The organism is Curtobacterium sp. MCSS17_007, assembly GCF_003234175.2.
Taxonomy (GTDB): Bacteria; Actinomycetota; Actinomycetes; order Actinomycetales; family Microbacteriaceae; genus Curtobacterium.
The window spans coordinates 1-24,908 of sequence record NZ_CP126257.1 but is presented as its reverse complement, the minus strand read 5'-3'; the positions used below and the strand labels follow the sequence as shown (position 1 = coordinate 24,908).

At 68.7% G+C, this 24,908-nt stretch carries 20 protein-coding genes and 2 tRNA genes; 9 read left to right on the top strand and 13 right to left on the bottom strand.

What is annotated here, in order from left to right:
* Positions 1 to 42 precede the first annotated feature (42 nt).
* From DEJ22_RS00110 to pknB, 7 genes are all read left to right on the top strand, one after another.
* On the top strand, positions 43 to 723 hold the full coding sequence (locus DEJ22_RS00110) for an FHA domain-containing protein (protein WP_111228119.1): 681 nt from the start codon (positions 43 to 45) through the stop codon (positions 721 to 723).
* Positions 720 to 1,277: an FHA domain-containing protein FhaB/FipA gene (locus DEJ22_RS00105; protein WP_111228120.1), complete on the top strand. Its 558-nt coding sequence runs from the start codon at positions 720 to 722 to the stop codon at positions 1,275 to 1,277. The genes DEJ22_RS00110 and DEJ22_RS00105 overlap by 4 nt, the downstream gene beginning before the upstream one ends.
* A 7-nt stretch (positions 1,278 to 1,284) precedes the next feature.
* The gene (locus DEJ22_RS00100) at positions 1,285 to 2,649 is read left to right on the top strand and encodes a Stp1/IreP family PP2C-type Ser/Thr phosphatase (protein WP_111228121.1); all 1,365 of its coding nucleotides are present in this window, start codon (positions 1,285 to 1,287) and stop codon (positions 2,647 to 2,649) included.
* Positions 2,649 to 4,097 (top strand): FtsW/RodA/SpoVE family cell cycle protein, encoded by a 1,449-nt coding sequence (locus DEJ22_RS00095; protein ID WP_111228122.1) that lies wholly within the window; start codon positions 2,649 to 2,651, stop codon positions 4,095 to 4,097. The genes DEJ22_RS00100 and DEJ22_RS00095 overlap by 1 nt, the downstream gene beginning before the upstream one ends.
* Complete coding sequence (locus DEJ22_RS00090) at positions 4,094 to 5,548, top strand: peptidoglycan D,D-transpeptidase FtsI family protein (RefSeq protein WP_111228123.1); 1,455 nt, start codon at positions 4,094 to 4,096, stop codon at positions 5,546 to 5,548. Before DEJ22_RS00095 ends, DEJ22_RS00090 begins: the two co-directional genes overlap by 4 nt.
* Positions 5,545 to 7,269 (top strand): protein kinase domain-containing protein, encoded by a 1,725-nt coding sequence (locus DEJ22_RS00085; protein ID WP_111228124.1) that lies wholly within the window; start codon positions 5,545 to 5,547, stop codon positions 7,267 to 7,269. The genes DEJ22_RS00090 and DEJ22_RS00085 overlap by 4 nt, the downstream gene beginning before the upstream one ends.
* Before the next feature lie 132 nt (positions 7,270 to 7,401).
* Positions 7,402 to 9,207: a Stk1 family PASTA domain-containing Ser/Thr kinase gene (gene pknB / locus DEJ22_RS00080; RefSeq protein ID WP_258379716.1), complete on the top strand. Its 1,806-nt coding sequence runs from the start codon at positions 7,402 to 7,404 to the stop codon at positions 9,205 to 9,207.
* A 305-nt stretch (positions 9,208 to 9,512) separates the two neighbouring features.
* Here pknB and DEJ22_RS00075 read toward each other — a convergent pair whose 3' ends face one another.
* The gene (locus DEJ22_RS00075) at positions 9,513 to 10,157 is read right to left on the bottom strand and encodes an anthranilate synthase component II (protein ID WP_111228126.1); all 645 of its coding nucleotides are present in this window, start codon (positions 10,155 to 10,157) and stop codon (positions 9,513 to 9,515) included.
* A gap of 82 nt (positions 10,158 to 10,239) precedes the next feature.
* Here DEJ22_RS00075 and DEJ22_RS00070 point away from each other — a divergent pair, with 82 nt between their 5' ends.
* On the top strand, positions 10,240 to 10,494 hold the full coding sequence (locus DEJ22_RS00070; protein ID WP_111228127.1) for a cell division protein CrgA: 255 nt from the start codon (positions 10,240 to 10,242) through the stop codon (positions 10,492 to 10,494).
* A gap of 393 nt (positions 10,495 to 10,887) precedes the next feature.
* Here DEJ22_RS00070 and DEJ22_RS00065 read toward each other — a convergent pair whose 3' ends face one another.
* Together DEJ22_RS00065 and DEJ22_RS00060 are read right to left on the bottom strand one after the other, a co-directional pair.
* On the bottom strand, positions 10,888 to 11,610 hold the full coding sequence (locus DEJ22_RS00065) for a rhomboid family intramembrane serine protease (RefSeq protein ID WP_349775151.1): 723 nt from the start codon (positions 11,608 to 11,610) through the stop codon (positions 10,888 to 10,890).
* Positions 11,611 to 11,759: 149 nt separating this feature from the next.
* On the bottom strand, positions 11,760 to 12,299 hold the full coding sequence (locus tag DEJ22_RS00060; protein WP_111228129.1) for a peptidylprolyl isomerase: 540 nt from the start codon (positions 12,297 to 12,299) through the stop codon (positions 11,760 to 11,762).
* A 116-nt stretch (positions 12,300 to 12,415) separates the two neighbouring features.
* Between DEJ22_RS00060 and DEJ22_RS00055 the strand changes: the two genes are divergently transcribed.
* Positions 12,416 to 12,991, top strand: coding sequence for a hypothetical protein (locus DEJ22_RS00055; protein WP_111228130.1), 576 nt, complete (start codon positions 12,416 to 12,418; stop codon positions 12,989 to 12,991).
* A 473-nt stretch (positions 12,992 to 13,464) separates the two neighbouring features.
* On the opposite strand, the gene DEJ22_RS00050 is transcribed toward DEJ22_RS00055, so the two are convergent.
* From DEJ22_RS00050 to dnaA, 10 genes are all read right to left on the bottom strand, one after another.
* A tRNA-Ala gene (locus DEJ22_RS00050) sits at positions 13,465 to 13,537 on the bottom strand.
* 32 nt (positions 13,538 to 13,569) lie between these two features.
* Positions 13,570 to 13,646: transfer RNA gene (locus DEJ22_RS00045), tRNA-Ile, on the bottom strand.
* Positions 13,647 to 13,722: 76 nt separating this feature from the next.
* Positions 13,723 to 14,130: a DUF3566 domain-containing protein gene (locus DEJ22_RS00040; protein ID WP_111228131.1), complete on the bottom strand. Its 408-nt coding sequence runs from the start codon at positions 14,128 to 14,130 to the stop codon at positions 13,723 to 13,725.
* Positions 14,123 to 16,786, bottom strand: coding sequence for a DNA gyrase subunit A (gyrA, locus tag DEJ22_RS00035; RefSeq protein WP_111228132.1), 2,664 nt, complete (start codon positions 16,784 to 16,786; stop codon positions 14,123 to 14,125). The genes DEJ22_RS00040 and gyrA overlap by 8 nt, the downstream gene beginning before the upstream one ends.
* A gap of 131 nt (positions 16,787 to 16,917) precedes the next feature.
* Positions 16,918 to 18,927, bottom strand: coding sequence for a DNA topoisomerase (ATP-hydrolyzing) subunit B (gene gyrB / locus DEJ22_RS00030; protein ID WP_111228133.1), 2,010 nt, complete (start codon positions 18,925 to 18,927; stop codon positions 16,918 to 16,920).
* A 133-nt stretch (positions 18,928 to 19,060) separates the two neighbouring features.
* Positions 19,061 to 19,561: a DciA family protein gene (locus tag DEJ22_RS00025; RefSeq protein WP_111228134.1), complete on the bottom strand. Its 501-nt coding sequence runs from the start codon at positions 19,559 to 19,561 to the stop codon at positions 19,061 to 19,063.
* Complete coding sequence (recF, locus tag DEJ22_RS00020) at positions 19,561 to 20,784, bottom strand: DNA replication/repair protein RecF (RefSeq protein ID WP_111228135.1); 1,224 nt, start codon at positions 20,782 to 20,784, stop codon at positions 19,561 to 19,563. Before recF ends, DEJ22_RS00025 begins: the two co-directional genes overlap by 1 nt.
* A 33-nt stretch (positions 20,785 to 20,817) precedes the next feature.
* Positions 20,818 to 21,705: a phosphogluconate dehydrogenase (NAD(+)-dependent, decarboxylating) gene (gene gnd, locus DEJ22_RS00015; protein WP_111228136.1), complete on the bottom strand. Its 888-nt coding sequence runs from the start codon at positions 21,703 to 21,705 to the stop codon at positions 20,818 to 20,820.
* A 70-nt stretch (positions 21,706 to 21,775) separates the two neighbouring features.
* The gene (gene dnaN, locus DEJ22_RS00010) at positions 21,776 to 22,921 is read right to left on the bottom strand and encodes a DNA polymerase III subunit beta (RefSeq protein ID WP_111228137.1); all 1,146 of its coding nucleotides are present in this window, start codon (positions 22,919 to 22,921) and stop codon (positions 21,776 to 21,778) included.
* Positions 22,922 to 23,441: 520 nt separating this feature from the next.
* Positions 23,442 to 24,908, bottom strand: coding sequence for a chromosomal replication initiator protein DnaA (dnaA, locus tag DEJ22_RS00005; RefSeq protein WP_111228138.1), 1,467 nt, complete (start codon positions 24,906 to 24,908; stop codon positions 23,442 to 23,444).

Here is a 24,908-nt window from a genome sequence, read left to right as displayed (position 1 = left end):
CACTACCATGCAGTGGTCCCTGACCGACGAACACGGAGACACATGGGCCTCTTGGACAGCTTCGAGCGAGGGTTGGAGCGCGCCGTCAACGGCGCGTTCGCGAAGACCTTCCGCTCCGGCGTGCAGCCCGTCGAGATCTCCAGCGCCCTGCGGCGGGAGCTCGACACCAAGGCCGCCGTCGTCTCCCGCGAGCGGATCCTCGTGCCGAACGAGTTCACGGTGCGGCTCGCCCCGCCGGACCACTCACGCATGAGCGACATCGGCCGACCGCTCATCGACGAGCTGTCCCAGATGGTCCAGCAGCACGCGGTCGCGCAGAACTACTCGTTCTCGGGTCCGGTCTCGATCACCCTGCAGCAGGACGGCACGCTGTCCACCGGGATCCTGGAGATCGACTCGTCCACCGTCCAGCGCGACGTCGCCTGGGTGGCCGTGCTCGACATCGGCTCGCAGCGACACCGGCTGCACCGTGGGCGCACCGTGATCGGTCGGGGCACGGACGCCGACATCACCGTCGCCGACACCGGCACGAGCCGCAAGCACGTCGAGCTGATCTGGGACGGCAAGCATGCCCAGGCGAACGACCTCGGCTCCACGAACGGCTCGAAGTTGAACGGCGAGCGCTTCCAGCAGGCCATCGTCGAGCCCGACTCCACCATCGAGATCGGTCGTACCCGTATGGTGTTCCGGGTGATCCCCGAGAGCGACGGAGGTGCTCGATGACCACGGGACTGACCCTGCTCGTCCTGCGCTTCGCCTTCCTCGCGGTGCTGTGGCTGTTCGTGTTCGTGATCGTCTTCGCCCTGCGGAGCGACCTGTTCGGCCAGCGCGTCCGCACCATCCCGACCGACCCGAAGGCCGGCGCGTCCGGTCCGACGACCCCCGCCGTGCCCGCGAACGCCGCGGTGGCACCCGCGGCGGCAGGCGCCTCCACCGAGCTCATCGGCCGACCGAGCGGCGGGCAGCAGCCCACCGCGGCCACCGGTGTCCCGACCCGGCTCGTCATCACCGAGGGGTCGCGCGAGGGCCTGGAGATGCCCCTCGGGGGCGGCCCGATCACGATCGGACGCTCCAGCGAGTCGAACGTCGTCATCCGCGACGACTACACCTCGACCAACCACGCCCGCCTCGACCTCCGCGCCGAGGGCTGGGTCCTGTCCGACCTCGAGTCCACGAACGGCACGTTCGTCGACGGTCAGAAGGTGACCGCCCCCGTGACCGTCGCGGAGCGGACGCCGATCACGATCGGGACGACGACGTTCGAGCTGCGGCGGTAACCGGGACATGACGGCTCGCACGCTGAGCGCCGCTGTGTCCCACGTGGGGCGCATCCGCGCCAACAACCAGGACTCCGGCTACGCCGGCACGCACCTGTTCGCGGTGGCGGACGGCATGGGCGGACACGCCGGCGGCGACGTCGCCTCGGCCATCGCCATCCGCCGGATCCGCGAGGTCGACCGGGAGTTCCCCTCGGCACACGACGCGGAGTTCGCCCTGCAGTCCGCGCTCATCGCCGCGAACCAGCTCATCACCGAGACGGTCTTCGAACACCAGGAGCTCACCGGCATGGGCACCACGGTGTCCGCGCTGATCCGGGTCGGCGAGCAGATCGCCATCGCCCACATCGGCGACTCCCGGATCTACCGGATGCGCGACGGCGAACTCCAGCAGATCACCTCGGACCACACCTTCGTGCAGCGCCTGGTCGACAGCGGGCGGATCACCCCGGAAGAAGCCGCCGTCCACCCGCGCCGGTCCGTGCTCATGCGCGTGCTCGGCGACGTCGACGCCGCGCCCGAGGTCGACACCGCCGTCATGGACATCCAGACCGGCGACCGCTGGCTGCTCTGCTCCGACGGCCTGTCGTCGTACCTGGCCGAGGAACGGATCCGCCACGCCCTCGCGTCGAACATGGACGCCAACCAGGTCACGCAGCGCTTGGTCAAGGAGACCCTCGACCACGGTGCGCCGGACAACGTGACGGTCGTCGTGATGGACGTCACGGACACCGAGCCCGAGGACGACGACGACGCGGCGACGACCGTCGGCTCCGCGGCGGCACCGCTCACGTTCGAGGCGTCGACCGGTCGCAAGCCGATCCGCCTCCCCACGATCCTCCTCCACCCCCTCAAGGTCACCACCGCACCCGAGGACTCGCACTTCGAACCCGAGTCGGACCAGTACTTCGCCGAACTCATCGCCGAGGACCGTCGCCGGCGCATCCGGCGTCGCGTCGCGTGGTCCGTCGCGCTCGTGGTCGCCGTCGCCGCGCTCGTCGGTGCGGTGTTCCTCGGCTGGCGGATCACCCAGGCGCACTACTACGTCGGGGTCGACCGCGGCACGGTGGCGATCTACCAGGGCGTCCAGCAGTCGATCGGCCCGATCGCCCTGTCCGACGTGTACGAGGACACCGACATCACGGTGTCGTCGCTCCCCGACTACACGCGCGAGAACGTGCGGTCGACCATCAACGCGACCTCGCTCTCGGACGCGCGCGACATCGTCGACCGCCTCCGCAAGGCCGCCGAGACCGGCCAGGACCAGGCGGGCACCGGCGGTGACGGCGCGTCGTCGTCCTCACCGTCACCGTCCCGCTCGGCACCGCCGTCGGACAGCGCCTCGCCGTCCGCCAGTCCGGAGAACCGCTGATGAGCACCGCGACCGCGCAGTCCTTCACGCAGGCGATCACGATCAAGCTGCGTGAGCCCGCGCGCGCCCGGAACCTCGAGCTCGTGCTGCTCGTCATCGCCTGCGGCATCTGCGCCGGCGCCATGGTGCTCGTGCAGCTCGGTACCAAGGGGCGCATCTTCGACACCGGCGTGCTCTGGGTCGGCGGTGGGATCCTCGGGCTCGCGCTGGTCATGCACGTCGTGCTCCGCGTCGTCGCGAAGCACGCCGATCCGTTCATCCTGCCGATCGCCCTCGTGCTCAACGGCATCGGCATCGCGGAGATCTACCGCATCGACGTCCACAACGGGCTCACCGGCTGGGACGCCATCGGCGTGAAGCAGATCGTCTGGACGATGCTCGCCATGGTCCTGGCGACGATCACGCTGATCGCGGTCCGCAACCACCGGTTCCTGCAGCGCTACCGCTACATCTTCATGGCCGCGACGATCGCGCTGCTGCTCCTGCCGATGCTCCCCGGCATCGGGGCGAACGTCGGCGGCGCCCGGGTCTGGATCCGCATCGGTCCGTTCTCGTTCCAGCCCGGCGAGCTCGCGAAGATCACCATGGCACTCTTCTTCGCCGGGTACCTCGTCACCGCCCGGGACTCGCTGTCGATCGTCGGCAGGAAGTTCGCGGGCATGACGTTCCCGCGGGCCCGCGACCTCGGTCCGATCCTGGTGATGTGGGCGTCGGCGATGGCGGTCCTGGTGTTCCAGCGGGACCTCGGCACCGCGCTGCTGTACTTCGGTCTGTTCCTCGTGATGATCTACGTGGCGACCGCCCGGCTCGGCTGGGTCGTCATCGGTCTCGGGCTGTTCATCGGCGGTGCGCTGGTCGCCCAGTCCGTCCTCGTCTACGTCCGCGGACGCTTCGAGCAGTGGCTCGACCCGTTCAACCAGGAGATCTTCGACCGCCAGACGCAGGGCAGCTACCAGCTCGTGCAGGGTCTCTTCGGGTTCGCGAACGGCGGCATCACGGGTACCGGCCTCGGCCAGGGACGCCCTTACATCACCCCGGTCGCGAACGCCGACTACATCGTCGCGTCGCTGGGCGAGGAGCTCGGGCTCATCGGTGTCTTCGCGATCCTGGCGCTCTTCATCGTCCTGGCGTCGCGTGGTCTGCGCGTCGCGTTCATGGCGCAGGACGACTTCGGCAAGCTGCTCGGCGTCGGCTTCGGCTTCATCATCGCGCTGCAGGTCTTCGTGGTCGTCGGCGGCATCACCCGGATCATCCCCGTGACGGGTCTGACCACACCGTTCATGGCCGCCGGTGGTTCGTCGCTCATCGCGAACTGGATCATCGCGGCGATGCTGCTGCGACTGACCGATTCGATCCCCGCGGAACAGCGCGTCCAGCAGGGCGCGGTGCCCACCGCCCGTGGCCGTTCCGGACGCGGTGCGACGACCAGGAAGGAGCGCTCCCGGTGAACCGACAGCTCCGTGGCGTCTCGACCGTCATCGTGCTCATGTTCGTCGCGCTCTTCGTGTCGACGACGTCCATCCAGTTCTTCGCGGCCGACACGCTCCGTGCGGACTCGCGGAACTCCCGCACGATCCTGGACAGCTACTCGACCAAGCGCGGTGCCATCCTGGTCGACGGGAGCCCCATCGCCGAGTCCACCCCGTCGGACGACCAGTACCAGTACCAGCGGAAGTACACGAACGGTGCGCTGTACTCGGCCGTGACCGGGTACTTCACGATCGGCCAGGGCAACACCGGCATCGAGAGCGCCGAGAACGCCGTGCTCTCCGGCAACTCCGACGCCTCGTTCTTCCAGAACCTCAACGCGATCCTCACCGGACAGGACGTCCAGGGCGACAACGTCAACCTGACGATCGACCCCGCCGTGCAGCAGGCCGCGTACGACGCCCTCGGTGAGAACAGCGGCGCGGTCGTGGCGATCCAGCCGAGCACCGGGAAGATCCTGGCGATGGTGTCGAAGCCCACCTACGACCCGAACGCGCTCACCTCGCACGACACCGCGCAGGTGAAGCAGCAGTACGACGCCCTGCTGCAGCAGACCCCGACCCCGCTGCAGAACCGCGCGATCGGCGGTGACCTGTACACGCCCGGCTCGGTCTTCAAGCTCGTCGTGGCCTCCGCCGCGCTCAAGGACGGCAAGTACTCGCTCGACTCCGAGTTCCCCAACCCGTCCAGGCTGCAGCTCCCCGGCACGAGCTCGTACATCAACAACGCCGAGGGCGGCTCCTGCGGCGGCGGTGAGACCGTCAAGCTCCGGACGGCGATCCAGTACTCGTGCAACATCCCGTTCGCGGAGCTCGGGCAGAAGCTCGGCTACGACACGATCAAGTCCGTCGCCGACGAGTACGGCTTCGGTGACGCCATCGAGGTGCCGATGCGTGCCACGGCGAGCCAGTACCCCGACGTCGACTCGACCGCCCAGCTCATGCTGAGCGCCTTCGGCCAGGCCAGCGTGCGCGTCTCGCCGCTCCAGATGGCCATGGTGTCCGCGGGCATCGCGAACGGCGGCAAGGTCATGCAGCCGTCGCTCGTCGACTCCATCACCACGAGCGACCTCAAGACCGTCGAGTCGTTCTCGCCGAAGCAGTACAGCGACCCGCTGTCCGGCTCCGAGGCGGCCGACCTGACCGAGGCGATGCAGAGCGTCGTCAGCGACGGGACCGGCACCAATGCCAAGATCGACGGTGTCGACGTCGCGGGCAAGACGGGCACGGCTGAGGGCGGTACGGGCGACCCGTACACGCTGTGGTTCACGGGGTTCGCCCCGGCGAAGAACCCGGAGGTGGCCGTCGCGGTCGTCGTCGGGAACGGCGGCGGACTCGGTCAGTCCGGCGTCGGCAACACGGTCGCGGCTCCGGTCGCGAAGAAGGTCATGGAGGCGGTGCTGAACAAATGAGACCCACCAGCGGACTCACCTTCGGTGGGCGGTACCAGCTCTCCTCCCGGGTCGCCATCGGCGGCATGGGTGAGGTGTGGCAGGCGACCGACCTCGTCATCGGCCGGACCGTCGCACTCAAGATCCTCAAGGACGAGTACCTCGGCGACCCCGGCTTCCTCGAGCGCTTCCGCGCCGAGGCTCGGCACGCTGCGCTCGTCAACCACGAGGGCATCGCCAACGTCTTCGACTACGGCGAGGAGGACGGCAGCGCCTACCTCGTGATGGAGCTCGTCCCCGGCGAGGCCCTGAGCACGATGATCGAGCGGGAGCACACGCTGCCCGTCGACAAGGTGCTCGACATCGTCGCGCAGACCGCGAACGCCCTGCAGGCAGCGCACGCCGTCGGCCTCGTGCACCGCGACATCAAGCCGGGCAACCTGCTCATCACGCCCGACGGGCGGGTGAAGATCACCGACTTCGGCATCGCCCGCATCGCCGACCAGGTGCCGTTGACCGCGACCGGCCAGGTGATGGGCACCGTCCAGTACCTGTCGCCGGAACAGGCGAGCGGGCACCCGGCGTCGCCGTCGACCGACATCTACTCGCTCGGCATCGTGGCGTACGAGTGCCTGGCCGGACGTCGTCCGTTCACGGGCGAGTCGCAGGTCGCGATCGCGATGGCGCACATCAACGAGCAGCCGCCACCGCTGCCGGGTGACGTGCCCGAGCCCGTCTCGGCACTCGTGCTGTCCTGCATCGCGAAGAAGCCGGCGGACCGGCCGGCGACGGCCGCCAACCTCGCACGTGCCGCCCAGGCCCTGCGCCGCGGTGACGTGGCCGCCGCCACCGTCGCGGTCCCCGCGGTCGGCGGGGCCGGCACGGTCGCGTTCAACCCGCCGCAGAACCGGGGCGACGACGCCGCGACCGCCCTCATCGGCACGCAGGCCGGCGCGGTCGCCGGGCCTCCCGGGACCCCTCGCTCACCCGCCGGTCCCGAGGACGAGGAGCCGGCGAAGAAGCGCGCCTGGATCTGGTGGCTCGTCGGCGTCCTCGCCGTGCTCCTGATCGGCGGCGTGATCGCTGCGTTCGCACTCGGGGGCTCGGACGAGCCGGACCCGGCACCGACGTCGTCGAAGCCGACGCCGACCCGCTCCGCACCGTCCTCGACGCCCACGCCGACCGTTGCCCGCGTGTTCCTGAACAAGAGCGACTACGTCGGACGCAGCACCGACGACGCCCGTGCGGACCTCCAGGGGCGTGGGTTCGAGGTCACGGTCCAGGACGGCAGCCCCGCGCCGACGGCGGGCCAGGCGGAGACGGTCGCCGACCTCACTCCGACCGGCAGCGTCGTCGAGGGCACGCTCATCACGATCACGCAGTACACGACCCCGCCGACGGCCAACAAGCCGAACACGCCGGTAGCCGGCACCGTGTCCGACTCGGGCCAGGTCACCTTCAGCTGGTCCGCCGCGACCTGCCCCGACGGCTACTCGGTGTCGAAGTACACCTGGACCGTCACGGGCGGGAAGGACGCGTCCGGCGCGACCTCCGGAGACACGAGTTCGACGGCCGTGACGATCCAGGCAGACGCCGTGAACGACCAGGTGTCGTTCTCGTACACGGTGACGTGCGGCTCGCTCGCTGCATCCGAGTCCTCCGACGCGGCGACCGCGACGTGGGAGCAGGCAGAGGACCCGACGCCGTCGGGCACGCCGACCCCGAGTCCGACCGGCCGCTAGGACACGAGCTGATCGTCACCCGAACGGGGGCTGTCGACACCGTTGTGTAACGGTTCGTCGGCAGCCCCCGTTCCAGCGTTCCGGCAGGAACGGCTGCCGTACACTGTCCCGGACGGACATTCGGAGGAGTACGTGCCAGAAGGTGTGACCGCGGGGATCACGCTCCTCGCCAACCGCTACGAGATCGGTGACGTCATCGGTCGCGGGGGCATGGCGACGGTGCACGTCGGGACCGACACCCGGCTCGGCCGCAAGGTGGCGGTGAAGCTCCTCAAGCCGAGCCTGGCCAACGACCCCGCCTTCCGCATCCGCTTCCGGCAGGAGGCGCAGGCTGCCGCCCGCATGGCCCACCCGACGATCGTGCGCGTGTACGACGCCGGCGAGGAGACCGTCACCGAGGCCTCCGGCGCCGAGGTGCAGGTGCCGTACATCGTCATGGAGCACGTCGACGGCAGGGCGTTGTCCGACGTGCTCGAGGACGGCCCCCTCGCTCCGGACGAGGCCGTGCGGATCACCGAGGGCATCCTCACCGCGCTCGAGTACTCGCACCGGGCCGGTGTCGTGCACCGGGACATCAAGCCCGCCAACGTCATGGTCACGCACAACGGCCAGGTCAAGGTCATGGACTTCGGCATCGCCCGGGCCATCACCGACACCTCCGCCACGGTCGCACAGACCACCTCCATCCTCGGCACCGCGTCCTACTTCTCCCCGGAGCAGGCACGCGGCGAGACCGTCGACGCCCGCACCGACCTCTACTCCACCGGCGTGCTGCTCTTCGAGCTCCTGACGGGTCGTCCGCCCTTCATCGGCGACTCCCCGGTCGCGGTCGCGTACCAGCACGTCAGCGAGCAGCCCGTCGCACCGTCGACGATCTCGTCGGACGTGTCACCGGCGCTCGACGCCGTGACGCTGCACGCCCTCGTGAAGGACCGGACGCGGCGGTTCCAGAACGCGGCCGAGTTCCGGACCGACCTGCAGCAGGCCGCCGCCGGCAAGGTCCCGGTGTCCACGCGCACGCTGCAGCAGAACGCCGCGCACGACGCCTCGACCATGCTCTTCGGCGTGAACCCGCGCACGACCTCGAACCCCGCGGTCGCCTTCCGCGAGCTCGACGACGACACCGCCGAGCACCGCCCGCAGCGCACGCAGAACCGTCCGCCGGTCGCGTGGATCTGGCTCGGCATCATCCTGACCGCGGCCGTGATCGCAGCGGTCGTCTTCTTCGTCGCCAACCTGCAGCCCGGCAAGGCTCCGGTGTCCTCCTCGGTGTCGGTGCCGAACGTCGTCGGGGTCACGTGGGACTCGGCACGCCAGGAGCTCGGCAAGCGGGACCTCACCGCCGTCGAGGTCGGCGAGAACTCCGACGACGTCGCGAAGGGCACGGTCATCCGGACGGAACCGGGCTCCGGCACGAACGTCGCCCGCAAGCAGAGCATCCGCGTCGTGGTGTCCCTCGGCCCGGAACAGGTCGCCGTGCCGGACGTGACGAACCAGACGCAGGACGCCGCGCAGCAGGCACTCAAGGACGCCGGATTCGAGGTCGGCGCCATCAACTCGGACTACTCGCCAGACGTCCCTGAGGGCACGGTGCTCAGCAGCGACCCCGGCTCGAGCACGCAGCTCGAGAAGGGCTCCGTCGTCAACCTGACCGTGTCGAACGGCAAGGTCAAGATGCCGAACGTGACGCAGCAGCCGATCTCGGCCGCCAACTCGACGCTCGCGAACCTCGGGCTCACCGTGGTGGCGTCCCCGACCTACACGTGCACGGGCAGCACCGTTGTCCAGCAGAGTGCGCCCGAGGGTGAGATCGCCCAGGGCAGCAGCGTCACGCTGACCTACTGCGCCGCAGCCGCGCAGCAGCCGTCACGAGCACCGTCGGCGCCTGCGCAGGACGACCAGGGCGACGGTGGCGAGGACGGCGGCGACGGGCAGTAGCCTGCCCGACGACGTCCCCTGACAGCGCTGCTGGCGCTGTCACCGGCCCGCGTCGCGGGCACAGGGATCGATCGCGGTCGCAGGCCTGGGTCGCGGTCGTCCATGCGCTTCGTCATCGCCGGCGTGGACCGAGGCCGTCATCGTCCGGGAGGCACGGGGACCGTCCCGAAGCCGGTACCGGCACCCCGTGGTCCCGTCCGAGACGGGTCGGTACGTCCGCCGCAGGACCCAGCGTCGAGCGCGACCCACCGCGTCGAGCACAGCCCGTCCGGTCGGGCAGGACGCGCCCGGTCGAGCGCAGTGTCTCAGGAGCGGTGCGCAGCGATGAGCGGGTTGAGCGAGGCGGCACGCTCCGCCGCGCCGTCCAGACCGGTCGTCTCGAGCCAGTTGCCCACCATCCGGTAGCCGCCCTCGGTCAGGACCGACTCGGGGTGGAACTGCACGCCGTACACCGGGTGGTCCTTGTGCTCCACACCCATGATCACGCCACCGCCCGTCCGCGCCGTCACGGTGAGCTCGTCGGGCACGGTGCCGTCGACGATCGCGAGCGAGTGGTACCGCGTCGCGGTGAAGGGGTGCGGCACGCCGGCGAAGAGCACGCTGTCGTCGTGGTCGACCTGCGACGTCTTGCCGTGCATGAGCTCCTCGGCATGCGTCACCGTCGCTCCGAGTGCCTCGGCGATGGCCTGGTGCCCGAGGCACACCCCGAGCAGGGGCGTCTCCGCCTGGATCGCCGCTCGGACGGTCGGGATCGAGATGCCGGCGTCCGCCGGGGTGCCGGGCCCGGGCGAGAGGAGCACGCCGTCGTAATCGGCGATGCGCTCGGCGATCTCTGCCTCGGGGAAGGCATCGTTGCGGACGACGTCCGTCTCCGCCCCGAGCTGCTGCACGTAGCCGTTGAGGGTGTAGACGAAGCTGTCGTAGTTGTCGACGACGAGGATCTTGGTCATGGTCGGATCACCGTACTCGTGGGGGATGTGCGCAGGCTCCTGAGGGTCTTCCCACACACTCGGTGACGGTAGGATACCGGCCATGGCCAAGGACAAGGACCGCACCAAGCCCGCCCGGAGGACCCGAGCCGACTCGGTCGACACGGCGGGTGACCAGCCCAACCCCGTGTGGTTCAAGCCGGTCATGTTCGGCTTCATGCTCGTCGGCCTCGCGTGGGTCATCGTCTTCTACATCTCGAACACGACGCTGCCCGTGCCGTCGCTCGGGTCGTGGAACATCCTGATCGGTTTCGGCATCATGTTCATCGGCTTCCTCATGACGACCCGGTGGCGCTGACCGCAGCTCCGCACACACTCGACGCCCGTCGTACCGATCGGTACGGCGGGCGTCGTCGTTCCTCCCGGCCTCCGTCCGCTCATGGGCGGAGGAGCTACTGCCGCCCGCTCTCCACAAGCCCGCGCAACGGCCCAGCAGTTCCTCCACACGACTGCGTGGCTTTTCCACAGTTGTCCACACTTTCCACACGCTCTTCCACACCCGTGTCCCCGACTTATCCACAGCGCAGTCCACAGTGGGGATAATCACACCCGTGTAACTCACTGGTTTCTCCACAGCTGTGGACAACTGGCCGCTGCTCATGTGGACAACCCCGCAGCAGAACACACCGGAACGCCGAACGCCCCGTCACACCTGGTGTGACGGGGCGTCCTGGAGCGGAGTGTCCGGTCGTCAGCCGATCGCGTAACCACCGATGCTGATGTACGCGGCGCCGATGCCGGCGACGAGCAGGACCGCCTCGGCCACCAGCAGACCGATCTGCAGACCACGCTGCCGGACGTTGCGGGTCTTCGAGAAGACGAAGCCGGTGACGAACCCGAGGACGATGCCACCGACGTGGGCCTGCCACGAGATGTTCGTCCCGGGCAGGAACCCGACGACCAGGTTGAGCCCCATGATGACGAGCAGCTGGACGGCGTTGTAGCCGAGGCTCCGCTGGATCACGAAGAACGCCGCGAACAGACCGAATATCGCGCCGGAGGCGCCGACGACCGGCGTACCCGGCGTCAGCAGCGAGACCGCGAGGTCACCGCCGAGCCCCGCGAGGAAGTACAGCGCCACGAAGCGCCACGTCCCGAGCAGGTTCTCGAGGATCCGCCCGAAGATGAACACCGCGAGCATGTTGAAGCCGATGTGGAAGATCGACGAGTGCACGAAGAGCCCCGTGACGAGACGCCACGGCTGCGTTCCCACCAGGGGCGTCCAGTAACTCAGCCACTGGTTGACGATCCCACCGGACAGCAGGTTCAGCAGCCAGACGACGACCGAGACGGCGATGATCACCGTCGTCGCCTTCTGGTCGAGCATCGCGAAGCGTCGCCGGGCGACGGTCAGCCCGCTCGGCGCCCCGGACGCGCGACGGTTCGCCTGGAACTGCGCGCGCTGCTCGCGCACGCACTCCGGGCAGTGCACGCCGACGGCGGCCGGCGTCTGGCACTCGGTGCAGATCGTTCGTCCACACCGTTGGCACAGGATGAAGCTCTGCCGGTCCGGGTGCCGGTAGCAGGAGCCGTCCCGCCCCGAGGCCTGGTCGGTCACCGGGTTCAGACGTCCTCGACGTCGATGCTCTCGATCACGACGTCGTCGACGGGCTTGTCGCGACCGTCGGTCGGCACGCCCTCGATCGCGTCGACGACCGCGCGGGACTCGTCGTCCGCGACCTCGCCGAAGATGGTGTGCTTGCCCTGCAGCCAGGGGGTCGCCACCGTCGTGATGAAGAACTGCGAGCCGTTGGTGCCACGGCCGCCCTGGATGCCGGCGTTCGCCATGGCCAGGATGTAGGGGTTCTGGAAGGTGAGCTCCGGGTGGATCTCGTCGTCGAAGCGGTAGCCGGGGCCGCCGATGCCCTGGCCCAGGGGGTCACCGCCCTGGATCATGAAGTCCTTGATGATGCGGTGGAAGACGACGCCGTCGTAGAGCTTGTCGGTCGAGACCTTGCCCGTGCCGGGGTGCGTCCACTCCTGCTTGCCGGTCGCGAGGTCGACGAAGTTCTTGACGGTCTTCGGAGCGTGGTTGCCGAACAGGTTGACGCGGATGTCGCCCTTGTTCGTGTGGATCGTTGCGACAGCGGTGTGCAGAGACATGTTCCGATTCTCGCATGTACTCCTGACGGTGACACGGATCACACAGCCGACGATCCGTGACCTGTCAGGGTGCTCGGTGGCAGGATGGGGTCACGCCGATCCGATGGAGGTACCAGATGACGACGATCGAGATCCCGCGCAAGCGTCGGAAGCAGATCAAGAAGCTCAAGGGCAAGACCGCCTCGCTCCTCGGCGAGCAGCGCAAGGTCCTCGAGCACGCGAACGCGATCCTCGCCGAGGCCCGTTCGCACGCTGCCGACGCAGCCCGCAAGGACATCGCCCCCCGCGTGCAGAACGCGATCGACAACGGGATCCGTCCCGCCGTCGCGACGGGCGTGCACGCAGCGGCCTCAGCCGCCCAGAGTGCTTCGCACCGCTTCCAGACCGAGGTCGTCCCCGGCCTCGTCGCGACCGCCGGTTCGGTCATGAGCGTGAAGGACCTGGCGAAGGACCCGCGCGTCAAGAAGATCGTGAAGGACGCCCAGAAGAAGGGCTCCAAGGCGAAGAAGGCCGCGGCGAAGGTCGCGCCGGGCCAGCAGAAGAAGGGGCTCGGCTTCGGCGGGGTCGCCCTCATCGTCGTCGGCGTGGTCGCCGTCGCCGGTGCTGCCTACGCCGCGTACCAGACGCTCCGCGCCGACGACGACCTCTGGGTCGCCGACGACGCCGACTCGGCGGACAAGCCCGCCGCCTGACCTCCCGGTTCGTACGAAGGGCCCCGGCACACGCCGGGGCCCTTCGTCGTCTCCGCTGCTGCCCGGTGGGAGTGCGCCGAGGTCTGCCGGTCACCGAGCGGGCACGTTCTGCCACGCTCGACGCTGCCGACCGCCGAGAAGCACCCGTCCGGTGGCACACACGCGGGTGCCCTCCCCGCTCGGGACGCCGGCAGCACCGACGGGCGGGGAGTCACCGGTCGCCGGAGGCGTCCGTCTCCGTCGCACGACGCGCCGCACGCAGCCGGCCAGGTCGCACGACATGCCGTCCGATCGCTCGCCGAACGGCACGTCCTGCAACCAGAACGGCCACCGCACAGAAGCAAGCACCGCACAGAAGCAACGCCCGTGGCGGAGGTAACCACCGCGGAGCGGCGCGCCGAAGGCGCTGACGAACCCGACGACCGGACCCGGCGGAGTGAGGAACGAGCGGAGCAGAGTCCACCCTGAGGGAGTGGAGCCTGGGAGAATCGAACTCCCGACATCCTGCTTGCAAAGCAGGCGCTCTACCAACTGAGCTAAGGCCCCGAGAGGACCAGCGTACCGGCCCCGGAGGGAAGTGGTGGGGCTACAAGGACTTGAACCTTGGACCTCTTCGTTATCAGCGAAGCGCTCTAACCGCCTGAGCTATAGCCCCTCAGACCAGATGAAAGCCTACCGTACCGATGTCGCAGAACGAAATCGAGCGGCGGCTGTCGTCCAGCCCGGGTGTGTCAGTTGTTCGTGAAGCCCACGAGCAGACCGCCCGTGATCCGCACACTGAGGTTGTAGAGGACACTCACGATCGCGCCGAGCACGGTGCCGACGACCACGTTGAGGATGCCCACCACGACGGAGAACCCGAGGACCTGCCCGAGGGAGAACTGGTCCATGATCGAGTAGCCGTTCTGGCCGGTGACGTCCTTGAGCAGTGCGTCGATCTGCGTGAAGACGCCGGTCTGGTTGAGGATGACCCACACCAGCGCCGTCGCCACGACGATCACGATCGACCCGGCCAGCGCGATGAGGAAGCTCAGCTTCACCATCGACCAGAAGTCGAGGTACACCAGACGCAGGCGGACCTGCCGGGTACCGGTGGGACGTTTCGCCTTCTTCTGGAGCTTCTCGGCGACACTACTCATTGTTCGACTGGTCCTCTCCGGCCTCGTCCTCGACAGGCTCGGTGTCGGCGGGGTCGGCGGGTTCGGGCGCCGCTTCGTCAGGGCTCACCGTCTCCACCGGGCCCGCAGGCTCGATCTCAGGCTCGGCGTCGTCCTGGTCGTCCAGGTTCCGCTCGCTGTTCCGGGCCACCGCGATGATCCGGTCGTTCTCCGCGAACCTCGCGAAGACCACACCCATCGTGTCGCGACCCTTGGCGGGCACCTCGGACACGGCAGACCTTACCACCTTGCCCGACTGCAGCACGACGAGCACCTCGTCGTCCTCGCCGACGATGAGCGCGCCCACCAGGTCGCCCCGGTCGGCGGCGAGCTTGGCCACCTTGATGCCGAGGCCACCACGGCCCTGCACGCGGTACTGGTCGACCGACGTGCGCTTGGCGTAGCCACCCTCGGTCATCACCCAGACGTAGCCGTCGTCGGACACCACGCGCGCCGCGAGCAGCGAGTCGTCGCCGCGGAAGGACATGCCCTTCACGCCGGAGGTGGACCGACCCATCGGGCGCAGCGTGTCGTTCGTCGCGGTGAAGCGGAGCGACATGCCGTGCTTCGACACGAGGAGCAGGTCGTCGGTCTCGTCGACGAGCAGCGCCTGGCGGAGCTTGTCGCCCTCGCGCAGGTTGATCGCGATGATGCCGCCGGTGCGGTTCGTGTCGTACTCGGTCAGCGCGGTCTTCTTCACGAGACCCTGCTCGGTCGCGAGCACGAGGTACTGCGCGGCCTCGTAGTCACGGATGTCGAGCACCTGCTGGATCTGCTCGTCCGGCTGCATCGCGAGCAGGTTGGCGACGTGCTGGCCCTTGGCGTCGCGGCTCGCCTCCTGCAGCTCGTACGCCTTGGCGCGGTACACCCGGCCCTGGTCGGTCAGGAAGAGCAGCCAGTGGTGCGTCGTCGTCACGAAGAAGTGCTCGACGATGTCGTCGGCACGGAGCTGCGCGCCCTTGACGCCACGACCGCCGCGGTGCTGCGAGCGGTAGTTGTCGCTGCGCGTGCGCTTCACGTAGCCGCCGCGGGTGATGGTGACGACCATCTCCTCCTCGGGGATGAGGTCCTCGATCGACATGTCGCCGTCGTACCCGAGCATGACCTCGGTGCGACGGTCGTCGCCGAAGCGGTCGACGATCTCGGTGAGCTCGTCGCCGATGATCGTGCGCTGACGGGTCTCCGACGCCAGGATGTCCTGGAAGTCAGCGATCTTGCGCTCGAGCTCCTCGGCCTCGTCGTGGATCTTCTGGCGCTCGAGGGCGGCCAGGCGACGGAGCTGCAGCTCGAGGATGGCGCGCGCCTGGATCTCGTCGACGGACAGCAGGTCCATCAGGCCCGTGCGGGCTTCCTCGACGTCGGGCGAGCGACGGATGAGGGCGATGACCTCGTCGAGCGCGTCGAGTGCGGCCAGGTAGCCGCGCAGGATGTGCGCACGCTTCTCGGCCTCGCGCAGGCGGAACCGGGTGCGGCGGACGATGACGTCGATCTGGTGGTCGACCCAGGCGGAGATGAACCCGTCGAGCGCCAGGGTGCGGGGCACGCCGTCGACGATCGCGAGCATGTTCGCGCCGAAGTTCTCCTGCAGCTGCGTGTGCTTGTACAGGTTGTTGAGGACCACCTTCGCCACGGCGTCGCGCTTGAGCACGATGACCAGGCGCTGACCGGTGCGGCCGGAGGTCTCGTCGCGGATGTCCGCGATGCCGGCGAGCTTGCCGTCCTTCACGCCCTCGGCGATGCGGATCGCCAGGTTGTCCGGGTTCACCTGGTACGGCAGCTCCGTGACGACCAGGCAGGTGCGACCCTGGATCTCCTCGACGTTGACGACCGCACGCATCGTGATCGAGCCACGACCGGTGCGGTAGGCGTCCTGGATGCCCTTCGTGCCGAGGATCTGTGCACCGGTCGGGAAGTCCGGACCCTTGATCCGCTGCATGAGCGCGGCGAGGAGCTCCTCACGCGTCGCGTCGGGGTGCTCGAGCGCCCACTTCGCGCCCTCGGCGACCTCGCGCAGGTTGTGCGGCGGGATGTTCGTCGCCATGCCCACCGCGATGCCCACCGAACCGTTGACGAGCAGGTTCGGGAAGCGCGCCGGCAGGATCGACGGCTCCTGCGTGCGCCCGTCGTAGTTGTCCTGGAAGTCGACGGTGTCCTCGTCGATGTCCCGGACCATCTCCATGGCGAGCGGCGCCATCTTGGTCTCGGTGTACCGCGGGGCGGCCGCACCGTCGTTGCCCGGAGAGCCGAAGTTGCCCTGGCCGAGCGCGAGCGGGTAGCGGAGCGACCACGGCTGCACCAGGCGGACGAGCGTGTCGTAGATCGCCGTGTCACCGTGCGGGTGGAACTGGCCCATGACGTCGCCGACGACGCGGGAGCACTTCGAGAACGCGCGGTCCGGCCGGTAGCCACCGTCGAACATCGCGTAGATGACGCGGCGGTGCACCGGCTTCAGGCCGTCGCGGACCTCCGGCAGCGCGCGTCCGACGATGACGGACATCGCGTAGTCGAGGTACGACCGCTGCATCTCGAGCTGCAGGTCGACCTGCGAGATGCGGTCGCCGGAGACCACGATGTCGCCTACCTCGCCGTGCACGATCTCGGGCTGCTCGTCGGCGCCGTTCTCGTTGTCGTCAGCCATGTGGCTTGGTCACCTTTCTGGTGGCCCTCCGGTCGTCGGCCGGGAGGCACTGGTTCCGTCGGTCGCGCCGGGCGCGACCACAGGGGGTCGGGACTGGTCGACGCGGCTGGCACCGCGCCTCCAGGCCGGTACTAGATGTCGAGGAAGCGGACGTCCTTGGCGTTCTGCTGGATGAACTGGCGACGCGACTCGACGTCCTCGCCCATCAGCGTCGCGAAGACGCTGTCGACCGCTGCGGCGTCCTCGAGCGTGACCTGCAGGAGCGTGCGGGTGTCCGGGTTCATCGTGGTGTCCCAGAGCTCCTTGTAGTCCATCTCGCCCAGACCCTTGTAGCGCTGGATCCCGTTGTCCTTCGGGATGCGCTTGCCGGCGGCGATGCCCGCCTGCATCAGGGCGTCGCGCTCCCGGTCGCTGAACACGTACTCGTGCGGCGCGTTCGACCACTTCAGGCGGTACAGCGGCGGCTGCGCGAGGTACACGTAGCCGCGCTCGATGAGCGGACGCATGTAGCGGAACAGCAGCGTGAGCAGCAGCGTCGTGATGTGCTGGCCGTCGACGTCCGCATCGGCCATGAGCACGATCTTGTGGTAGCGCGCCTTGTCCGGGTCGAAGTCCTCGCCGATGCCGGCACCGAACGCCGTGATCATCGACTGGATCTCCTGGTTGGCGAGCGCGCGGTCCAGACGGGCCTTCTCGACGTTGAGGATCTTGCCGCGCAGCGGCAGGATCGCCTGCGTCATCGGGTTGCGCCCCTGCACGGCGGAACCGCCGGCGGAGTCGCCCTCGACCATGAAGATCTCCGACAGTGTCGGGTCCTTCGACTGGCAGTCCTTCAGCTTGCCGGGCATCCCGCCCGACTCGAGCAGGCCCTTGCGGCGCGTGGTCTCACGGGCCTTGCGGGCGGCGAGCCGGGCCTGCGACGCCTGGATCGCCTTGCGCACGACGTCGCGCGCCTGCGCCGGGTTGCTCTCGAACCAGTGGGTGAGCTCGGTGCCGACGACGCGCTGCACGAAGGACTTCGCCTCGGTGTTGCCGAGCTTCGTCTTCGTCTGGCCCTCGAACTGCGGCTCGCCGAGCTTCACGGAGATGACGGCCGTCAACCCTTCGCGGATGTCGTCACCCGTGAGGTTGTCGTCCTTCTCCTTGATGATCTTGGTCTCGCGGGCGTACCGGTTCACCAGGCTCGTCAGGGCTGCGCGGAAGCCCTCCTCGTGGGTGCCGCCCTCGTGCGTGTTGATCGTGTTCGCGAAGGTGTGGACGCTCTCCTGGTACGAGGTGTTCCACTGCATGGCGATCTCGAGCGCGATCTTGCGCTCGGTGTCCTCGGCCTCGATCGCGATGACGTCGGGGTGGACCAGGTCCACCTTCTTCTGCGCGTTGAGGTACTCGACGTAGTCGGGCAGCCCGCGCTCGTAGCGGAAGGAGTCCTTCCGCGACTCCTCGCCCTCGTCCGGGGTGCGCTCGTCGGTCAGGCTGATGCGGAGGCCCTTGTTGAGGAAGGCCATCTGCTGGAAGCGCGTGCGGAGCGTCTCGTAGTCGAACTCGACGGTCTCGAAGATGTCGGCGTTCGGCCAGAACGTGATCGTCGTGCCGGTCTCGTCGGTCTCCTCGTCCTTCGAGACGGGGGCGACCGGGACGCCGTCGGTGTAGCTCTGACGCCAGACGTGACCCTGGCGACGGACCTCGACGTCGAGCTCGGAGCTCAGGGCGTTCACCACGGAGGAGCCGACACCGTGCAGACCGCCGGACACCGCGTACCCGCCACCGCCGAACTTGCCGCCAGCGTGCAGGACGGTGAGGACGACCTGGAGCGTCGAGACGCCCTCGGCCGCGTGGATGTCGACCGGGATGCCACGACCGTTGTCGACGACGCGGACGCCACCGTCCTCGCGGATCGACACGTCGATCGTGTCGCAGTAGCCGGCGAGGGCTTCGTCGACGGAGTTGTCGACGATCTCCTGCACCAGGTGGTGGAGACCGCGGGGACCCGTCGAACCGATGTACATGCCCGGGCGCTTGCGGACCGCCTCGAGCCCCTCCAGCACCTGAATCTGGTCTGCACCGTACGATGGTTCCGTCCGTGGAGCCTGCTCGGTCTCGTCCTGCGGGATCGTCCGGTCGTCGTCAGATTCTGATGTCATGTCGGGATGGCTCCTGCCTGCGCGCGGAACACCCGCACACTGCACTCGCCAGTCTACCGCAGGGACCCCTCTTCCGAGGGCTCATCCGCCCGCTGGACGGGTGTTCTTCATCCCTGAGGACGATTTCGTCTCGTCAACCGTAGGTGTCGCGGGGGCCGCGCCCCTGGACGGTCCTGGGGCCGCGTTTCCAGGTGGGGACGTCGGGGCCCGAAACCCTGATCGACTGCACGCCCGCTCCCGGGTGCCGCTCGGCGATGGTCGTCGTGATCGTCGCGCGCATCAGCCGGAGCTGTGTCGCCCATGCCGTCGAGTCGCAGCGGATGACCAGCGTGCCGTCGTCGATGGTCATCGGTCGCGAGTGCTTCGCCAGCTCGTCCCCGACGACCGCGGGCCAGTCGACGAAGAGCTCCGAGCGGGCGAGCGGCTCGGTCCAGCCGAGCTCCTGCGCCAGCGAACCGACGACGTCCCCGAGCCCGCGGGGCTCTCGGCCCTTGCCGTAGGGCACGGTGTCGGCGTCGAGCTCGCGGGACCGTCGGCGCCGGGCGTCGACGGTGCGCAGCGACGGGTCGCCGAAGACCGCCCGGAGGTGTCGGTAGACGCGTGCCGGTTCGGAGGGCTTCCACGGCTTCGGCATCAGGAAGCGGCCTCCGTACCGGAGGCACGTGCCGCGTCGGCTGCGATCGTGCCCGCCTCGTCGGTCACGATCGTGCCCGCCTCGATCCGCACCGTGTGCGCGGCGAGCTGCGCCGGCACGTCGCCGAACACCGCGGCCGTGATGAGCACCTGCTCGTAGTCCGCCACCGCCGCTGCGAGTCGTTCACGCCGGGACTCGTCGAGCTCGGCGAACACGTCGTCGAGGATGATGATCGGGTCGCCGAGCGTCGACTCCGAGCGGAGCACGGCCGCGCTGGACAGCTTGATCGCCAGCGCGAAGGACCAGGACTCACCGTGACTGGCGTAACCGCGGGCAGGTAACCCGTTCAGCTGGAAGAGGACGTCGTCCCGGTGGGGCCCGACGAGCGTGAGCCCCCGGTCGAGCTCGTCCCGACGACGACGCGCCAGTGCGTTCCGGAAGGCGTCGGCCGCAGCGGCGACGGACACCGGCTCGTCCGGTGTCCCGAGCACGGGGTCGGTCGCTGCGGCGTCCTCGGGGTCGCCGCCGCGGACGCTGAGGACCCCCGAGATCGTGGCCTCGTGGCGGGCACCTGCGACGGTCGCGTACGCGTCCGTCACGAACGGCGCGAGCCGTCGGGTGAGGTGGTCGCGCGCCGCGATGATCTCGGCACCGAACGCGACGAGACGGTCGTCCCAGACATCGAGCGTCGCGAGGGACCCCGATCGGGCACCGGAGGCGCGGGCCGACTTCAGCAGCGTGTTCCGCTGCTTGAGCGTCCGGTCGTAGTCGGCGAGGACACCCTGCATCCGCGGCGCGATCTGCCCGAGCAGCTCGTCGAGCATGCGTCGGCGACCGGACGGTTCGCCGCGGACGAGCGCGAGGTCCTCCGGGGCGAACAGGACGCTCGTGCAGTACCGCGGGAGCTCGCGTGGCTTGATCGCGGCCCGGTTGACCTGGGCGCGGTTCGAGCCGGTGCGGTTGATCTGCACCTCGGCCAGGATGCTGCGGTCCTCGTGCGCCAGGCGTGCACGGACGATCGCCGCGTCGCACCCCTGTCGCACGAGGGCCGCGTCGGTCGGCACCCGGTGCGAGCCGAGGGTCGACAGGTAGCCGATGGCCTCGACCAGGTTGGTCTTGCCCTGGCCGTTCCGGCCGACGAACAGGTTCGGCCCGCGTGCCAGGTCGACGTCCGCCTCCCGGTAGTTCCGGAAGTCGGTGAGTTGCAGGTGGTCGACGTGCACGCGGGCCGAGACGAGCTCAGGTGGTTACCTGAGCTACGCCTTCTTGACGGCGTGGCCGCCGAACTGGTTGCGGAGCGCCGCGACGGCCTTCATGGTCGGGGACGCGCTGCCCTGACGCGAGACGAAGCGCGCGAAGATCGACGCGGAGATGGTCGGCATCGGCACGGCGTGCTCGATGGCCTCTTCCACCGTCCAGCGACCCTCGCCGGAGTCCTCGACGTAGCCCTCGATGGCGTCGAGCTTCGGGTCCTCGTTCAACGCGAGGACCATGAGGTCGAGCAGCCAGGAACGCACGACGGTGCCGCGCTGCCAACCGGCGAAGACCGCCGGGACGTCCTTGATGATGTCCTTGGCCTCGAGGAGCTCGTAGCCCTCGCCGTACGCCTGCATGATCGCGTACTCGATGCCGTTGTGGACCATCTTGGCGTAGTGGCCGGCGCCGACGGGGCCGGCGTGCGAGAAGCCCTCCTCGCGGGGGCCCTCGGGGCGGAGCGCGTCGAAGACCGGCATCGCGAACTCGACGTCCTCGGGGGCGCCGCCGACCATGAGGCCGTAGCCGTTGTCCTTGCCCCAGACACCACCGGACACACCGGCGTCCATGTAGCGGATGCCCTTGGCGCCGAGCTGCTCGGCGTGGACGGTGTCGTCCAGCCACTTCGAGTTGCCGCCGTCGATGACGAGGTCGCCCTCGCCCAGGACCTCGGCGAGGTCGGTGATGACGTCGTCGGTGATCTTGCCGTGCGGGACCATGACCCACACGAGCTTCTTGCCCTCGGGCAGGGCCGCGGCGAGTGCGCCGAGGTCGGCGACGTCCGAGACGGCGGGGTTGGCGTCGTAGCCGGTGACCTCGATGCCTGCGTTGCGGAGACGGGCACGCATGTTGTTGCCCATGCGACCGAGGCCGACAAGACCGATGTGCATGATTTCCTCTTCTGTTCGTCGTCGCGCTGGTGGCCAGTGGCGCGTCAGCGCAGTGGTACGGCTGTTGCGCTTACCGCAGCAGGAGATTGGGCTGCAGCAGGTACCGGTATCCGTCCGTCGCCGGGGCCTCCTGCGAGGTCTGGCCGGTGATGAGCACCGGGCCCGGCTTGTTGGGGTTCTCCGTCTTGGTGAAGGAGATCCGGACGAACTCGGAGTGCACCGCGTTCAACCCGTCCAGGAGGAAGGCGGGCTTCAGCGAGACCACCGTTTCCTCACCGGTCAGCAACGCACTGATCGACTCTGACGCCTGCGCTTGTTCGGAACCGATCGCCTCGAGCGTGAGCCCGTCGACCGAGAAGGAGAACCGGAGCGCCGCTTCGCGCTCCAGGACGAGGGAGACCCGTCGGACGGCCTCGACCAGCTCCGCGGTGTTGATCACCGCGTGGTCCTCGACCGTCTCGGGGAAGAGCCGGCGGACCGGCGGGTAGTTGCCCTTGATGAGCAGCGAGGTCACGGTCTTGTCGTCGGCGTGGAACGCGATGAGCTCGCGGTCCGAGGTGCCGCTGATCGAGACCGACACCGTGGACGCCGAGCCGAACGTGCGGCCGACCTCCTGCAGGGTGCGGGCCGGGACGAGCGCGTGCAGCGGGTCGGAGCCGACACGGCCCGAGTCCCACGCGATCGTCCGGACGGCGACGCGGTAGCGGTCGGTCGCGATGAGCGACAGGTCGTTGTCACCGACCTCGAGCTGGACGCCGGTGATGACGGGGGTGACGTCGTCGCGGCTGGCGGCGACGGCGACCTGGGACACGGCCTCGGAGAACGCGTCGCCGGGGATCACACCGGTCTGCTCACCGATCTCGGGGAGCGTCGGGTACTCCTCGACCGGCATGGACAGCAGCGTGAAGTGCGCCGAGCCGCAGGTGACGGAGATCTTCGAGTCCTCGGTCGTGAAGGTCACCGGGGCGTTCGGGAGTCGGCTCGCGATGTCGTTGAGCAGTCGGCCGGAGACGAGGACGGTGCCGGGGTCGTCGATCTGCGCCGTGATCGAGGTCTGCGCCGAGACCTCGTAGTCGAACGACGACAGCGTGAGGCGGTCGCCCTCGGCGTGGATGAGGACGCCGGACAGGATCGGGAGGGTCGTGCGCTGTGGGAGGAGCTTCACCGCGAAGGAGACGGCTTCGGAGAAGACGTCCCGGTTGACCTCGAACTTCACAGCTGGGACCCCTGTCGATCGGTGCGGACTGTCCGGCCGCCCCATTGTGGCACAGCGGAGCAGGGCCCGGATTTCTTGTCATCCCGCCGTCCACAGGGTTGGCCCGCGGAACTTCATCGTTAACCAGGATCAATGGTGTTAACGCCTGTGCACAGTGTGGATAACTCTGTGCATCCCGCTTCTCCACCGGGAACTACACACGTGTGAGTTGTGAGTGGGGTGTTGACGCCGTCTGGATGAACAAATCTCATCTATCCACTTCCATCCCCAGTCTCCACAGGTGGGTACAGAACTGTGAACAACAGGACCGCGTGTCATCCACAGTTATCCACAGGCTTTCCACACTGGGGGAAACTCGGCGCATGGAACCGTCTCAGATGGTGGATGCGCGCCGAGGTGGGCCGATCCGGGGGCGTGTGACGGGCCTCCCGGCCGGTTGCCGGATCGACAGGAGACGGACGGGAGGCACGGTGCCTTCCCGCACCGTGCCTCCCGTCCGTCAGGCGGTCCCGCCCGCGCGTCAGCGGTAGCGGCGGTCCTGCTTGATGCGGCTGGTCAGCTCGGTCACCTGGTTGTAGATCGACCGACGCTCCTTCATCAGCTCGGTGATCTTCTTGTTCGCGTACATGACCGTCGTGTGGTCCCGGTTGCCGAACAGCTGCCCGATCTTGGGCAGGGACAGGCTCGTCATCTCCCGGCACAGGTACATGGCGATCTGCCGCGCGGTCGCGATCGCCTGGGAACGCGAAGACCCGTAGAGGTCGTCGACGGAGAGCTTGAAGTACTCCGCGGTGTGGTTGATGATGTCCGTCGGCGCGATCACGTTGTCGTCGTCGAGCGTTATCAGGTCCTTGAGGACCGTCTGCACCAGGGCCATGTCGACGGCCGTCCGGTTCAGGCTCGCGAATGCCGTGACGCGGATGAGCGTCCCCTCGAGCTCCCGGATGTTGCTCGACACCTTCGACGCCATGAACTCGAGGATGTCGTCGGGCACCTGCAGGTGGTCGGACTGCGCCTTCTTGCGGAGGATCGCGATGCGGGTCTCGAGGTCCGGCGCCTGCACGTCGGTGATCAGGCCCCACTCGAAGCGGGAGCGCATGCGGTCCTCGAAGCCGGTGAGGTGCTTCGGCGCGACGTCCGACGTGATGACGACCTGCTTGTTGTGGTCGTGCAGCGTGTTGAACGTGTGGAAGAAGGCCTCCTGCGTGGAGTCCTTCCCCTGCAGGAACTGGATGTCGTCGATCAGCAGGATGTCGATGTCGCGGTAGCGCTGCTGGAACTGGTTCGACCGGTTGTTGGCGATCGAGTTGATGAAGTCGTTCGTGAACTCCTCGCTCGACACGTAGCGGACGCGGATGCCCGGGTACAGGCTCTCGGCGTAGTGGCCGATCGCGTGGAGCAGGTGGGTCTTGCCGAGGCCCGAGTCACCGTAGATGAAGAGCGGATTGTACGCCTTCGCCGGAGCCTCGGCCACCGCCACCGCCGCTGCGTGCGCGAAGCGGTTCGACGAGCCGATGACGAAGTTGTCGAAGTTGTACTTCGGGTTGAGGCGCGACTCCGGGCGGCCGCCGGTGCCCGGGGAGTCGATCTGGCTCGGGACGAACGGCGCCTCGATGTACTGGCGCGGAGCGGCGCTCTGCTCGACCGGCTGCTGCACCGGCTCGGCGTACTCGGGCACGTGGCTGGGGACGACGGACTCGACCCGGGGCTCGGAGGCCATGTCGGGGTTCACCGTGATGGCGAAGTTCGCGACCGAGTCGTCACCGACGCGTGCGACCGCCTCGGTGATGGGGATCCGGATGCGCTGCTCGAGCATGCCGCGGGTCAGGTCGTTCGGGACCTCGAGGTAGAGCGTGCCCGCGAGGACGCCCTTCGGCTCGACGAGGTTCAGGAAGCCGTGCAGCTGCGGCGTGATGCGGTCGTCCTCGGAGAGGAGGCCCAGGACGGATGACCAGAGGTCCTCGACGGGGTCGGCCGGCATCGTCAT